The 13398-nt window shown below is 72.4% G+C and carries 14 protein-coding genes and 1 pseudogene; 10 read left to right on the top strand and 5 right to left on the bottom strand.

What is annotated here, in order from left to right; all coding sequences use genetic code 11:
• Positions 1-48 precede the first annotated feature (48 nt).
• Together H6G99_RS02180 and H6G99_RS02175 are read left to right on the top strand one after the other, a co-directional pair.
• Complete coding sequence (locus H6G99_RS02180; RefSeq protein ID WP_094586186.1) at positions 49-324, top strand: MoaD/ThiS family protein; 276 nt, start codon at positions 49-51, stop codon at positions 322-324.
• A gap of 94 nt (positions 325-418) precedes the next feature.
• Positions 419-1414: a cupin domain-containing protein gene (locus H6G99_RS02175; protein WP_094586185.1), complete on the top strand. Its 996-nt coding sequence runs from the start codon at positions 419-421 to the stop codon at positions 1412-1414.
• Here H6G99_RS02175 and ftsH read toward each other — a convergent pair.
• A complete protein-coding gene (ftsH, locus tag H6G99_RS02170; protein ID WP_353617156.1) occupies positions 1352-3178 on the bottom strand; it encodes an ATP-dependent zinc metalloprotease FtsH in 1827 nt (608 codons plus the stop codon). The genes H6G99_RS02175 and ftsH overlap by 63 nt on opposite strands.
• A gap of 253 nt (positions 3179-3431) precedes the next feature.
• Here ftsH and rpmF point away from each other — a divergent pair, with 253 nt between their 5' ends.
• A complete protein-coding gene (rpmF, locus tag H6G99_RS02165) occupies positions 3432-3614 on the top strand; it encodes a 50S ribosomal protein L32 (protein WP_190609576.1) in 183 nt (60 codons plus the stop codon).
• Here the strand turns inward: rpmF and H6G99_RS02160 are convergent.
• The 3 genes from H6G99_RS02160 to H6G99_RS02150 are packed head-to-tail and all read right to left on the bottom strand — an operon-like array spanning position 3572 to position 5671.
• The gene (locus H6G99_RS02160) at positions 3572-4516 is read right to left on the bottom strand and encodes a phosphoribulokinase (protein ID WP_190609574.1); all 945 of its coding nucleotides are present in this window, start codon (positions 4514-4516) and stop codon (positions 3572-3574) included. The two genes, rpmF and H6G99_RS02160, sit on opposite strands and share 43 nt — an antisense overlap.
• A 25-nt stretch (positions 4517-4541) precedes the next feature.
• Positions 4542-4889, bottom strand: coding sequence for a DUF565 domain-containing protein (locus tag H6G99_RS02155; RefSeq protein WP_094586181.1), 348 nt, complete (start codon positions 4887-4889; stop codon positions 4542-4544).
• A complete protein-coding gene (locus H6G99_RS02150) occupies positions 4886-5671 on the bottom strand; it encodes an HAD-IA family hydrolase (RefSeq protein WP_190609573.1) in 786 nt (261 codons plus the stop codon). The genes H6G99_RS02155 and H6G99_RS02150 overlap by 4 nt, the downstream gene beginning before the upstream one ends.
• 88 nt (positions 5672-5759) lie before the next feature.
• Between H6G99_RS02150 and recJ the strand changes: the two genes are divergently transcribed.
• Both recJ and H6G99_RS02140 read left to right on the top strand, forming a co-directional pair.
• Positions 5760-7676, top strand: coding sequence for a single-stranded-DNA-specific exonuclease RecJ (recJ, locus tag H6G99_RS02145; protein ID WP_190609572.1), 1917 nt, complete (start codon positions 5760-5762; stop codon positions 7674-7676).
• A pseudogene (locus H6G99_RS02140) lies at positions 7673-8884 on the top strand (chloride channel protein); the annotation flags it as partial. The gene recJ and the pseudogene H6G99_RS02140, both read left to right, overlap by 4 nt.
• 72 nt (positions 8885-8956) lie before the next feature.
• On the opposite strand, the gene psb30 reads toward H6G99_RS02140, so the two are convergent.
• Positions 8957-9064, bottom strand: coding sequence for a photosystem II reaction center protein Ycf12/Psb30 (psb30, locus tag H6G99_RS02135; protein WP_071881620.1), 108 nt, complete (start codon positions 9062-9064; stop codon positions 8957-8959).
• 143 nt (positions 9065-9207) lie between these two features.
• Between psb30 and H6G99_RS02130 the strand changes: the two genes are divergently transcribed.
• The 5 genes from H6G99_RS02130 to H6G99_RS02110 all read left to right on the top strand — a co-directional run bounded on the left by H6G99_RS02130 (position 9208) and on the right by H6G99_RS02110 (position 13395).
• Complete coding sequence (locus tag H6G99_RS02130) at positions 9208-9591, top strand: YkgJ family cysteine cluster protein (RefSeq protein ID WP_190609571.1); 384 nt, start codon at positions 9208-9210, stop codon at positions 9589-9591.
• Entirely contained in the window at positions 9588-9926 is a 339-nt protein-coding gene (locus tag H6G99_RS02125; protein WP_190609570.1) for a TMEM165/GDT1 family protein, read from the top strand. The genes H6G99_RS02130 and H6G99_RS02125 overlap by 4 nt, the downstream gene beginning before the upstream one ends.
• Before the next feature lie 19 nt (positions 9927-9945).
• The gene (locus H6G99_RS02120; RefSeq protein ID WP_094586176.1) at positions 9946-10287 is read left to right on the top strand and encodes a TMEM165/GDT1 family protein; all 342 of its coding nucleotides are present in this window, start codon (positions 9946-9948) and stop codon (positions 10285-10287) included.
• Positions 10288-10430: 143 nt separating this feature from the next.
• The gene (locus tag H6G99_RS02115) at positions 10431-12737 is read left to right on the top strand and encodes an RNB domain-containing ribonuclease (RefSeq protein WP_190609569.1); all 2307 of its coding nucleotides are present in this window, start codon (positions 10431-10433) and stop codon (positions 12735-12737) included.
• Positions 12738-12744: 7 nt separating this feature from the next.
• Positions 12745-13395 (top strand): flavin prenyltransferase UbiX, encoded by a 651-nt coding sequence (locus tag H6G99_RS02110; protein ID WP_094586238.1) that lies wholly within the window; start codon positions 12745-12747, stop codon positions 13393-13395.
• The last annotated feature ends 3 nt before the right edge of the window (positions 13396-13398 follow it).

Raw genomic sequence — 13398 nt, 5'->3', positions numbered from 1 at the left:
CCGATCGGGCCGCCCCGTTTCTCTCTCACTGCCCCACCGACCCATTCCATGGCCATCCAGGTTCTGATCCCCACCCCCCTGCAGAAGTTCACCAACGACGAGGCCAGCGTCAGCCTTGAGGCCACCAGCATCGACGGCCTGCTCCAGGCCCTCGAAGGCCGCTACCCCGGCATCCAGGCGCGCCTCTGCGACGAGAGCGGCAAGCTGCGCCGCTTCCTCAACCTCTACGTCAACAGCGAGGACATCCGCTTTCTCGACAACCAGGCCACCGTCCTCAGCGACGGTGACGAGGTGAGCATCGTGCCGGCCGTCGCCGGCGGCTGAACGCACCCCCTGCCGGGAGAGCGCCCCCCTGCCGGGAGAGCGGCAACGATGGAAAGAAATCCATAAGATCTGTCAACGATTGCAACCTGATCCCATGGGGCAGATCCAAGCGTCCAGGCCCCCCAGCCCCGCCGCCATCGCCGGGGGCCACGACTGGCACGCTGAAACCCTGCTGTTCGACTACCGCCAGGCCGCCAACCCGATCCGTTCCGGTCTCACCGAGCCGATTCCTGAGGGCCGCTGGGGCCCCGATCTGCACGCCACGGGTCCGACGGCGGTTCTTCCCCTCGATCTCAGCGCCCGTCTGGGCTGCCCCTCCCCCGCCACAAGCCCGGCCCTGAGCGCCAACTTCGTGCGGATCCTCCCTGGCGAATCGATCGGGGTGGCCGCCAACGCCACCAGCTCGCTTTTCTACGTGTACCGGGGCTCTGGCCGCTGCCATTGCCCCTCCGGTGCCGGGGATGAACCCCTCGATCTGGGCTGGGGCCGCGGGGATCTTTTCGTGCTGCCGGCCGGGCTGGAGCCTCGGATGGAGGCTTCCGAAGAGAGCGTTCTCTACTGGATCCACGACGGGCCCCTGCTCACCTTCCTCGGGGTGCGGGCCGAATCACCCCGTTTCGCCCCCAGCCACTACCCGGCCGCCTGGCTCGATGAGGAGCTGTCGGCGCTGGCGGCGGATCCCAGCAGCGCCCGCAGCAACCGCCTCAGCCTCCTGATGGCCAACCGTGCCCTGCCGGCGAGCCGCACCGTGACCCACACCCTCTGGGCCATGTACGGACTGGTGCCGGCCGGCGCGGTCCAGCCCCCCCATCGGCACCAGTCCGTCGCCCTCGACCTGGTGATCGACTGCCAGCCGGGCTGCGCCACCCTCTCCGGTCCCGACCTCAACCCCGACGGCACGATCCGCAACCCTCTGCGGATGGAATGGGAGCCGGGCGCCGCCTTCGTGACCCCGCCGGGCCACTGGCACTCCCATGTCAATGAGAGCGGCCATCCAGCCCGGCTGCTGCCGATTCAGGACGCCGGGTTACACACCTACCTGCGCAGCCTGGACATCCGCTTTGCCTCCGGCCTGGGCGGCGAGGGCTGAACCGCCCTTGGCCTCATGGGCCTCGACCAGGGCGCGGAAGCTGTCCCCGTCGATGGTTTCCAGCTCGATCAGCTGGTTGACCAGCTCATCGATCAGCTCGCGCCGTGGGGTGAGCACCGCGACGGCCTTTTCCAGGGCCTCGAAGGCCAGCTGGCGCACCTGTTCGTCGATGCGGTTGCCGGTGCGCACCGACGTGTGGGGGCTGGAGCGGATCCAGTCGCGGCCGAGGAAGACCTCTTCCCCCTCCTCCTCCAGGGCCAGGGGGCCGAGGCTGGAGAAGCCGTAGCGCAGCACCATGTCGCGGCAGATGCGGCGCACCAGCTGCAGATCGCTGCTGGCCCCCTGGGTCACCTCGCTGGGGCCGAACACCACCATTTCGGCGGCGCGGCCGCCGAGGGCCACCACCAGCCGGGCCCGCAGGTAGGCCTTGCTGATCAGTCCGGAATCGATGATGTCCTCATCGGGCATGGTGCGGGCGAAGCCACCCACCCCGCCGGCCCTGGGCAGCAGCGTCACCTTGTCGAGCCTGTCGGCGTGGGGCAGCAGCGTGGTCAGCAGGGCGTGGCCGATCTCGTGGTAGGCGATCAGCCGCTTCTTGGCGCTGTCCTGCAGTGGGGCGGCGGTCAGTCCCATGGTGATGCGCTCGAGGGCATCGCCGATGGACTGGTCATCCACCTGGCTCTTCTGGCGACGGGCCGTGAGGATGGCCGCTTCGTTGAGCAGGTTGGCCAGATCGGCGCCGGAGAAACCGGGGGTGCGGCGGGCCCAGTCGGCCAGGGACACCTCCTCGGCCAGGGGCCTGGTGCGGGCATGGACTGAAAGGATCTCCTCCCGGCCGGACCGGTCCGGCAGGTCGACGCTGATGCGGCGATCGAAGCGGCCTGGCCGCAGCAGGGCCGTGTCGAGCACGTCGAGACGGTTGGTGGCGGCCAGCAGGATCACGCCCGAGTTGTCCTCGAAGCCATCCATCTCGGTGAGCAGCTGGTTGAGGGTCTGCTCCCGTTCGTCGTTGCCTCCGCCGATTCCGGCCCCCCGCTGGCGCCCCACCGCATCGATCTCGTCAATGAAGATGATGCACGGCGCCTTGGCCTTGGCCTGGCGGAACAGATCCCGCACCCGGCTGGCGCCCACGCCCACGAACATCTCGACGAACTCGGTGGCAGCCATCGAGAAGAAGGGCACGCCGGCTTCACCGGCGATCGCCCTGGCCAGCAGCGTCTTGCCGGTGCCGGGGGGGCCCACCAGCAGCACCCCCTTGGGAATCCGGGCGCCGATGGAGGTGAACCGTTCGGGGGTTTTGAGGAAGGTCACCACCTCCTGGAGCTCCTCCTTGGCCTCGGCGATGCCGGCCACGTCTTCGAAGCGCACCGTGATGGCCCCTTCCTCCTGCAGGCGGGGCTGGCTGCGGCCGAAGCCCATCGCCTTGTTGGCCACCTGGGCGGAGCGGCGCACCAGCAGCACCAGGCCGGCGATCAGCAGGGCCACCAGCAGGCCGTTGGTGACCAGACCGGCCATGGCGTCGTCGCGCCGCTCGTCCCGCACGGTCAGCGGCACCCGGGCCTGCTCGGCGGTGCGCAGCAGCTGCTGGTTGTCACTGAAGACCGCCACCTGGCGGCTGCGGCCGTCCTGGAAGGTGGCGGTCACCACGCGCTGGGCAGGAGCGAGCTCCAGGCTCTTGATCTTTCCTGCTTCGATGTCCCGCAGCAGCTGGCTGTAGGAGGGCGCCCCGGCCCCCTGGCCCCCCAAGCTGAAGCCGGGACGCACCGGCGGGGCCGGCTTGGCTGGCGCAGGGCTGGCCGGGGCTGCCGGGGTGGAGGACGCTCCGGCCTCGGTGCCTTGCGCCACAACGGTCCCGGGGGCGGCCAGGGCGGCGGAGATCTTGGCCGGCTCCGGAGGAGAACTGCTGCTCACAGGCCTGGCGTCCTTTTCAGGAGTTGCTTATCGGAAGTCGACTGTAGCGATTTGACGAAAGGCGAGTCGGCGAAGCAGGATCATCGTTTGGCAGTGAGTTGGCGGGATGGCCGTTCCCAAGAAGAAAACCTCCAAGGGCAAGCGCAACCAGCGCCACGCCCACTGGAAGGCGAAGGCCGGTGTGGCAGCCCAGAAGGCGATGTCGCTCGGCAAGGCTGTTCTGAGCGGCCGCGCCCAGGGCTTTGTCTATCCGATCGCCGAAGAGGCCGAAGCGGGCGAAGAGAGCTGAATCCCGAGGGGGTGGCCATGCCTGCGTCCGTCCAGGACCACCCCACCCTGCAACGGAATCCCTGAGCCGGCGGGTCCCAGCAGTGGGTCCTGGTAGAGCGCTGGTGGCAGGGAGTGGAGCGTGGCCCGCACCATGGCGTCGAGCTGACGGCCGTTGAGCCATCCGCCACCGGCCCGTCGCTGACGGGCCTCCGCCTGGAACCGCCAGCGGCGGGGCAGGCTCCAACGCTCCGGACGCAGCAGCCACAGGCCGTCACAGGCCTTCCAGAGCTGGTCGTAGGCCGCCAGGTGGTCGTCCCAGCGGGGCAGCCAGCGGCGTTCAGATTCGTTCAGCTCCTCCAGCCCCGCTCCGCAGCCCATCCTCTCGCCCAGGGCCTGGGCGCCGAGGGCCCGGCAGCCCATCAGCCAGCCCTCGATCACCAGCGCCTCGGCGGGCTCCTCCCGCCAGCCATTCCGGTCGCCGTCCCCGCCGGCCAGGGTCTTGTCGAACCGGGGCAGCCGCAGCGTCCCCCCGGCCCGCCAGGTGGCCAGCGCCTCCAGCAGCAGGGGCAGGTCGTGGCTGCCGGGCGGCACCCGGCCCACCCCGAAGGGATTGCCCGCCAGCCGCGCGCGGCGTTCGGCGGCCGGCAGGTAGAGGTCGTCGATCGAGGCCACCGTCAGCCGCAGGCCCCCGAGGGTGGCGAGGCGCTCCAGGGCACGGCCCAGGCTCGTCTTGCCGGCGCCCACCGGCCCGTTCAGGGCCAGCACGGGCCGCCGCGTTGCGGCTCCGTCCCGCAGCCCGCGCTCCAGCCGGCGCAGCATCGGCAGGGCCAGGAGCCGCAGCAGGCTGGGGTGCACCGGGCCCAGATCCCCTGCCCCGGCCAGCCGCCCGTCCCAGGCATCCGGAGCTGGCTCCGAGGGCATGGAGAGCTCTGGTGGCACCACCGGTTCAGGTCCCCACCTTGAAGGCCTCGAGCACGATGGCGTAGGTGGCGCCGATGCGCAGGTTGTCGATGATCACCCAGGCCAGGGAAGGTTCGGCACGCACCAAGCGTGTCCGCAGCCGCACCAGCGTCTCGAAGGTCAGCAGCAGACCGAGCACCACCGCCGGGCGGCCCCCCGGGGTGGTGAAGAGCAGCAGGCTGGTGAGGTTCTGACCGGCGAAGAAGCCCAGCAGCAGCGCCAGGGCGGCCAGGCTGCCGGCCCGCCAGCTGCGCCGCGCCACGCCGACCGCGCGGTTCCCCAGCCGGCTCACCAGCCCCTGGAAACGGGTGCGCTGCACGGGGAGGCGGGTCATGGCGTGTCCAGCAGGCGCTCCAGCCACGACAGCGTCACCTGGCCCTCGGGGCAAGGTGGCCCCCGGCGCACCACGACCGTGGCCCCGGACTCCTCCAGGCTCTCGACTACGGCCCTGGCGGCGCTGAAGCGGGCCTCCGGCTCCTCCCGCGTCGCCGCGCTCAGGCAGACCAGACAGGGCAGCCCGGCGCCGGTGGCCGCCGCCAGCCCGGCCGGGGAGTCCTCGAGCACCAGGACGCCAGCCACCTCTCTGCCCACCGCTTCGCTCCCCGTCCCGGCCAGCTGTCCCAGCGCCAGCCGGTAGGCCTCCGGATCGGGCTTCTTGCGGGCCACTTCGTCACCGCAGACCCAGAAGTCGAAGGCCCGGGCCAGGGCCGGCGGGGCCCCCTCCAGCAGGGCCTGCACCGCGCTGCGGCCGCTGGTGGTGACGATCCCCTGCCGCAGGCCCGCCGCCGCCGCATCCGCCACCAGCCGGGCCACCCCGGGCCTCAGGGCGAGGCGGCCCTGCTGCACCAGCTCGGCATAAATCGCCTGCTTGCGGCGCTGCAGTTCCTCCACCCTCCCCCGCTCCGGCGTGCTGCCCTCCACCTGCTCCAGGAAGGCGGTGATCCGCTCGTGGCCGCCGCCCACCGCCAGCAGCCGCCCATAGGTGGGCCGGTCCCAGCGCCAGGGCAGCCCGGCGGCCTCGAAACTGCGGTTGAAGGCCACCCGGTGGCCCTCGAACTCCGTCTCGGCCAGGGTGCCGTCCACGTCCCAGAGCAGGGCCGACAGGGCCGGGGCCATCGGACGCCGCGCTTGTGTAGGGAGTCAGGCTAAGGGGTGCGCCCTGCGGCCCCGGCTTCCACAATGCGGAGGCCCCGCCTGCCCCTCGTTGCTCTCTGCCGTCGACGAGCGACGCTGGCTTTTGCCCTCCCCCCTCGGCGGCGACGGCCCCGCCGAGGCGGCCGGGGCTCTGGAAACCGACCTCCCCTGTGAGCTGCTGGCCATGCTGCGGCGTCGCGGCCTGGTGACGGCCGAGTCGGTGCGCCAGCTGCTGGATCCGGAGGCGGCCCCCGATCCGGAGGCCCACTTCCCGGCTCTGGCGCTGGCGGTCGAGCGGCTGGTGCGCTGCTGCCAGGGGGCGGAGGCGGTGGCGATCTGCGGCGACTACGACGCCGACGGCATGACCAGCACCGCCCTGCTGGTGGGGGTCCTGCAGCGGCTCGGCGCCCGCCCGCGGGCCGCCATCCCCAGCCGCATGGACGACGGCTACGGCCTCAACGCCGCCATGGTCGAGCGGCTGGCGGCCGACGGGGTGCGGCTGCTGATCACGGTCGACAACGGCGTGGCCGCCATCGAAGCCCTGGAGCGCGCCGCCGCCCTGGAGGTGGAGGTGATTCTCACCGACCACCACACCCTGCCCCCCCAGCTGCCGCCGCACCTGGCCCTGCTGCACCCGGCCGTCACCCCGGAGGGCTCCCCCTACCGGGGTCTGGCGGGGGTGGGGCTGGCCCACGTCCTGGCCACCGCCCTCTGCCGGCGGCTGCGCCACCGCCATGGGCTGGAGATCGCCCTCAATCTGTTCTGCATCGGCACCATCGCCGACATGGCCCCCCTGGAGGGGGTCAACCGCCGCTGGCTGCTCGATGGCCTGCCCCTGCTCGGCCGCAGCCCCCTGCCCGGCCTGCAGGCCCTGCAGCAGCTGGCGGGCCTGGAGAAGCACCGGGTCGATGCCGAGGCGGTGGGCTTCCAGCTGGCCCCGCGCATCAATGCCGTCGGCCGGCTGGGGGACCCCCAGCTGGTGGTGGACCTGCTGACGACGGAGGATCCTGAGGAGGCCCTGGAACTGGCCCGCTCCTGCGAAGCCCTCAACCGCCAGCGGCGGGAACTCTGCAGTGCGATCGAGGCGGAGGCCCTGGCCCTGCTGGAGGCCGATGGTCCCCGCCGGCCCGCCTTCCTGCTGCTGGCCCAGGGCCACTGGCACCACGGCGTCATCGGCATCGTCGCCTCCCGGCTGGTGGAGCGCTTCGGCCGTCCCGTGGCCCTGCTGGCCGGCGAAGGGGGAGGCCGGCTGCGGGCGTCGGTGCGGGCCCCGAAGGGCTTCGCCGTCGATGGGGCCCTGACGGCCTGCGCCGAACTGCTGGAGCGCCACGGCGGCCACCCCGCCGCCGGTGGCTTCACGGTGCGGGCCGAGAACGTCACGGCGCTGCAGGAACGGCTCGACGCCCTGGCCAGCGGCTGGCTGGAGTCGGCGGGCGATGGCCGCACGGTGGAGCCTGAGGCCCTGCTGCGGCTGGAGCGCATCGACCGGGATTTCTGGCGCCAGCTCCAGCGGCTCGCCCCCTTCGGCATCGGCCATCCCACCCCCCTGTTCTGGAGCAGCCGCTGCCAGGTGGTGGAGCAGAAGCTGCTGCGCGGCGGCCACCTGCAGCTGCAGCTGGCCCAGGGGGAGACGCGGCTGCGGGCGATCGGCTGGCGCTGGCAGGGTCCCGACCAGTGGGCGGGGCCGGTGGATGTGGCCTACCGCCTACGCCGTGATGACTGGCAGGGGGTGGAGCGGTTCCAGCTGGAGCTGGAGGCGATCCGCTCCAGCGGCGGTGACACCGTGGTGCTGCAGCGCCGCGACCGCACTTACTGGTGCCGCCGCCAGGGGGACAGCCTGGTGATCCGCAACGCCGCCGGCGAGGAGCTGCGCTCCGCCATCCCATCCGACGGCACAGGCCCCGCCGCCCTGGGGGATCCGCCCCACCCCTACGTTCAGGGGCTGATGCGGGAGGCGGCCATGGCCCTGGGGATGGTCGAAGGATGAGCCGCTCCCCGCTGGGCCCGGTGCGTTCCCTGGTGCTGCTGGCGCTGCTGGGGGCCGTGGTGGGGCTCGCCTGCTGGCCGCTCAACCGCATCGACCTGCTCCAGGATCGCCTGCTCTCCACCCTGCCGGCCTTCAGCGGCGGCGGCTGGAGCGCCAGTGGCTGGCTGCTGGCCCTGGCCCCGATCCCCCTGGTGCCGCTGCTGCTCTGGTTCCAGCGGGGACCCTGGCGCCGCGGGGCCGGCTCGGGCATTCCCCAGGTGATGCTCTGCCTGGAGGATCCCCACCGGGGCGCCCAGCTGCTCTCCGCCGCCCCGACCGGGGAACGGCTGGGCCTCTGGACCATCGCCAGCCTGGCCCTGCTGCCCCTGGGCCGCGAGGGCCCGGTGGTGGAGGTGGGTGCGGCCGTGGGTCAGGCCCTGCTGCGCCGCTGGCCCGGCCTGCTGCACCGGGCCAGCCGGGGCCACCTGCTGGCCGGAGCGGCGGGGGCCGGGCTGGCCGGTGGCTTCAACACCCCCCTGATGGGGATGGTTTTCGTGGTCGAGGAGCTCACCGGCAGCTTCCAGCAGCGGCTGGTGTGGCCGGCACTGGTGCTGACCAGCGCGGCGGCCCTGGTCAGCGGCCTCGGCGGCCAGCCGATGTTCGCCCTCGGGATCAACGCCAGCCCGGTGGCGGAGACCGAGCAGCTGCTCTGGGCGATTCCGATCGGCCTCGGCGGCGGGGCCCTCGGCGGCCTGTTCGCCTGGCTGCTGGTGCGCGCCACGGGCCTGATCACCCCGCTCGCCCGCCGCCAGCCCCTGCGCCTCGGCCTGGCAGCCGGGCTGGCCTTGGCCCTGCTGACCCTGGTCACCGGTGGCGCCAGCGGCGGCGATGGCGAGACCCTGATGCGTCTGATGCTGGATCAGGACGCGGACACCACCATCGACGCCGGCTGGGTCGTTCTCCTGGTCTCGCGGCTGATCGGACCGGTGCTGGCGCTCTCCACGGGGATTCCCGGAGGGCTGATCGATCCGGCCTTCGCCGTGGGGGGGGTGTTCGGCTCAGGGGTGGTGCGGGCCCTGGCGGGGGATCCCCACCTCGGCCTGGCCCTGGGCATGGCGGCGGGTCTGGCGGGAGCCACCCAGCTGCCGGTGATGACGATCGCCTTCGCCATCCGCATGGCGGGCGACCAGCAGCTCATGCCCGGCCTGGTGGCCGCCGCTGTGATCGCGGCCTACACGGGCCAGGCGATCCAGCGCAGACCCGTGTACCACGCCCTGGCCGACCTGCTGGTGCCGGAGCGATCAGAGGGCGCCGCGGCGGTAGTAGAGGATGAAGATCACGGCCGGACCGGCCAGGGTGATCAGGGCCAGGGCGCCGAAGTTGGAGATGAGATGGAAATCGATACCCATGGTGCGGCTGCCGGCAAGGGGGACAATCGGCCAGGAGTGTAGGTCGCCCGGCGGCCGCTTCACGGCCCCGCCCCTGTGGCCGTGATCGGTTGTCATGGCTGGCGCCGGGCCTGGGCTGGGAAGACGGCGTCGGGTGTGAGTGAATGGAACGACCCCGTGGCGTCCCCGTGCCCCGACCCGAGCACTGGCAGTGCATCAGCGGCTGCGGTTCCTGCTGCCGCCTTGACCCGGCCCTGCGGGGCGACGCGATCGAGGCCCTCGATCCCGACCAGCAGGAGCTGTATTTCTCGATGGTGGGGGAGGACGGCTGGTGCCGCCATTTCGACACCGGCTCACGCCGCTGCCGCATCTATGCGGAGCGGCCCGATTTCTGCCGGGTGGATCAGCTCGTCGCGCTGTTCGGCCAGCCCGGTGACGATCCCGATGCCCTGGCCATCGCCTCCTGCCGGCAGCAGATCCGCGCTGAGCTGGGCGGCCGCCACCCGGTGATGCGCCGTTTCCTGCGGACGATCCGCCAGCCCTCATGAGCAGCACCCCCGAAACCCCAGCCCCCTCCAGCTGGATCACGGTGTTCCTGAGCACCGCCACCACCGTCTTCCTGGCCGAACTCGGTGACAAGACCCAGCTGGCCGCCCTGCTGCTGTCGGCCCAGTCGGGCCGACCGGTCGTCGTGTTCGTGGGCGCCTCGCTCGCCCTGATCTGCTCCAGCCTGGTGGGGGTGCTGCTGGGGCGCTGGCTCTCCACCGTCATGCCCCCCCACCAGCTGGAGCGGGCGGCGGGGATCCTGATGGTTGCCCTGGGGCTGTGGCTGGGCCGCCAGGCGGTGCTGCACCTGGCGCCGCTCCACCTCCTCAACTCCTGAGTCCGTCGCCCGCCGCACCATGCCGTTCGCCCTGCTCGCCTCCACCTTCGCCACCGTCTTCCTGGCGGAGCTCGGCGACAAGACCCAGCTGGCCATCGTCAGCATCAGCGGCACCTCCAACCGGCCCGGGGCGGTGTTCGCCGGCAGCGCCTTCGCCCTGGTGCTGGCCAGCCTGGTGGGGGCGGCGGCAGGGGGCTCTCTCTCGAGCGTGATCCCCACCGATGGACTGCAGCTGGCGGCCTCCGCCGGCTTCCTGATCATCGGCACCCGCCTGATCCTGCGCTCCGGCGCGGACGGCGGCGAGGCCCCCGCCGCGACCACCGAGGCCGCTGGCGAGGATGGCGAGACCCCCGCTCCTTAGAGTCCCCGGGTGACGTTCGCCGTGACGGCGGGCGCTGCCGGGCCATCCCCCGTCCAAGGAGGCCGACGACCCCCCTGGCGCTCCGGACCACCCTGGTCACCGCGCTGCTCCGGCAGTGCCATCCTCCGCGTATGTCCCATCCGATGAAGTTCACGGTCGCCGATCTGCTCGACCACCTCTCCACGACCGATGCGGTGGCCCTGGCCAAGCTGGAGAAGTCGCTGGGCCTGACCACCAAGACCTGCAAGCAGCAGCTGCGCATCGGTCTGGATGCCCTGCTGCGGCTGGGGCTGGTGGAGGAGGACGGGGAAGGGCTCCGCGCCCGCGAGACCCCCGAGCTGATCCCGGCCCGGCTGCGCTGCTCGAGCAAGGGCTTCTGCTTTGCCCTGCGGGAGGACGGCGGTGAGGACATCTACATCCGTGACCACCAGCTCAACCATGCCTGGAACGGCGATCGGGTCCTGGTGAAGATCACCCGCGAGGGCGGCCGCCGCCGCTCGCCGGAGGGGGGTGTGCAGTGCATCCTCGAGCGCCAGACCCCCAGCCTGCTGGCCCAGGTCGAGCGGCAGGACGGCCAGCTGGTCGCCGTCCCCCTCGACGACCGGCTGCTCACCGCCGTCGCCCTGCCCGAGGAGGACGCGCTCCATCTCGACCCCGCCGAGGAGGCGGTGGTGGAGGTGAAGATCGATCGCTTCCCCGTGGCCCAGTTCGGTCCGGCCGGCCATGTCGCCCGCAGCCTGCCGGTGCACGGCGGTGAAGCGGCCGACACCGACCTGCTGCTGGCCAAGCACCGCCTGCAGGAGCGTCCGGCCTCCCCCCGCGCCACCCTCAAGCAGCCCGTCGCCAAGGGCCGCGCCGACCTGACGGCCCTGCCCACCCTGATCCTGGAGGCCTGGGAGGGCGGCGAGGCCCCCGTGCTGCCCGCCATCTCCCTGGAGGAGCGTGAGGGCGGCTGGCGGCTGTGGGTGCACAGTCCTGCCGTGGCCGAACGCATCGGCATGGGCAATAGCCTCGACACCTGGCTGCGGGACCAGGGCGAGGCGATCTGCCTGGGACGGCGCTGGCTGCCCCTGCTGCCCTCCGCCCTCGCCAAGGCCTGCGGCTTCCGCCCGGGCGACAGCCAGGCGGCGGTCTCGGTCGCCCTGGAGCTGGACGCCGAGGGGGGCCTCGAGCACTTCCGCTTCAGCCTGAGCCAGATCACGCCCGATGCCCGGGTGGACCGGGCCGCGATGCAGGCCCTGGCCGAGCGCAAGCCCAAGGCCCGCACCGTGCCCGCCGCCCTCAAGGCCCTCAAGGACCACCTGCCCCTGCTGGAGCAGCTCGTCCAGCTGAGCGGCCTGCTGCGCCAGCGGCGTCTCGGGGCCGGCTCGATCGATCTCGACCTGCCGATGCCCGCCATCGACAGCCTCGGCGACCTGCGGGTCCCCGCCCCGGATGCGGCCCTGCAGGGCTGGCTGGTGGAGCTGCCGGCCGAGGATCCGGTGGCGATCCTGCGGGAGGCGGTGCTGGTGGCCCACCGGGCCCTGGGCCGTCACCTGCTGGCCCTGGAGCTGCCCGCCCTGTTCGCCCTCAACCCGGCGGCGGAGGCCACCGACACCAATGACGTCGCCAAGGCGGCCCTGGCCCTCGACATCCCGATGGAGCTCAGTGCCGACGGCAACGCCAGCGCCGCCGAGCTCGCCGCCGTCTTCGCCGCCACCGATCGCGGCCGGCCCCTGCAGCAGCAGCTGCGTGACGCCCTGCGGCCGGTGCAGCTGGCGGCCGAAGCCGGTCCCCATGCGGTGGCAGGCGAGGAGACCGCCGTGGCGCCCTGGTGCTGCCCGGCCCTCCACTACGCCGACATCTGGAACCAGCAGCTCCTGGTCAGCCTGCTGGTGGATGGCAAGGACCGCCCCAGCGTGCGCCACAAGGTCAGCACCGACCTGGCCAGCGACGCCTGCCACGGCAGCACCGACTGGCCCCTGCTGACCCCCGGCCAGCTGGCCCCCTACCAGCAGGGCCTGGAGCACGGTCTGGCCCAGCGCCTCAACGGCCGCTGCCGCTTCCTGCAGGAGCTGCAGGCCGATGTGCTGGCCCTGGCCCAGGCCCGCCACACCGAGCCCCTGGTCGGCCAGACCCTGCCCGGGGTGATCAGCGGCGTGCAGAGCTACGGCTTCTTTGTTGAGGTTCCCCCCTCCCAGGTGGAGGGACTGGTGCACGTCAGCTCCCTCAAGGACGACTGGTACGAGTACCGCTCGCGCCAGAACCGCCTGGTGGGGCGCAAGTTCCGTCGTACCTACATGGTCGGCGACGGCGTCGATGTCGAGATCCAGAAGGTGGACGCCCTGCGCCACCAGATCGACCTGGCGGTGCTCCAGCCCGAGGATTTCGAACGGGTGGAGGAGGGTGCCGTCGATGGCACCCCGGATGACGATGCCGATGACGCCCCCGGCGCCGCGGACGAGGGCTGAGCCGCTGATGGCGCCCTCCTCCCTTCCCGTCGTCCTGGCGGTGTCCGGCGCCTCCGCCCAGCCCCTGGCCGAGCGGGCGCTGCAGCTGCTGCTCGAGGAGGACCTGCCGGTCGAGATGGTCACCAGCCGGGGGGCGATCGGGGTCTGGCAGGCGGAGATGGGCCTGCGGGTGCCATCGGAGCCCGATGCCCAGGAACGCTTCTGGCGTGAACGCACCGGCTGCAGCTCCGGCCGGCTGCACTGCCATCGCTGGAACGACCAGGCCGCCGCCATCGCCAGCGGCAGTTATCTCACCCGCGGCATGGTCATCCTGCCGGCCAGCATGGGCACCGTCGGCCGGATCGCCTCCGGCGTGGCCCTGGATCTGATCGAACGGGCGGCGGATGTGCACCTCAAGGAGGGACGGCCCCTGGTGATCGCACCGCGGGAGCTGCCCTGGAACCTGGTCCACCTGCGCAACCTCACCCGCCTGGCCGAAGCCGGGGCCCGCATCGCCCCCCCGGTTCCGGCCTGGTATCACCAGCCCACCACGATCGGTGAGATGGTGGACTTCCTGGTGATCCGCGTCTTCGACACCCTCGGCCTCCAGCTCGGCTCCCTGCAGCGCTGGCAGGGGCCCGTGGGCCGGTCCGCCCCGGACGAAGTCTCCACCCCCTGACGC

It is taken from the genome of Synechococcus sp. FACHB-909, from assembly GCF_014698945.1.
Classification (GTDB): Bacteria; Cyanobacteriota; Cyanobacteriia; order PCC-6307; family Cyanobiaceae; genus Cyanobium.
Note: the sequence above shows the minus strand (reverse complement) of the source record. Positions and strands in the feature narration are given on the sequence as shown.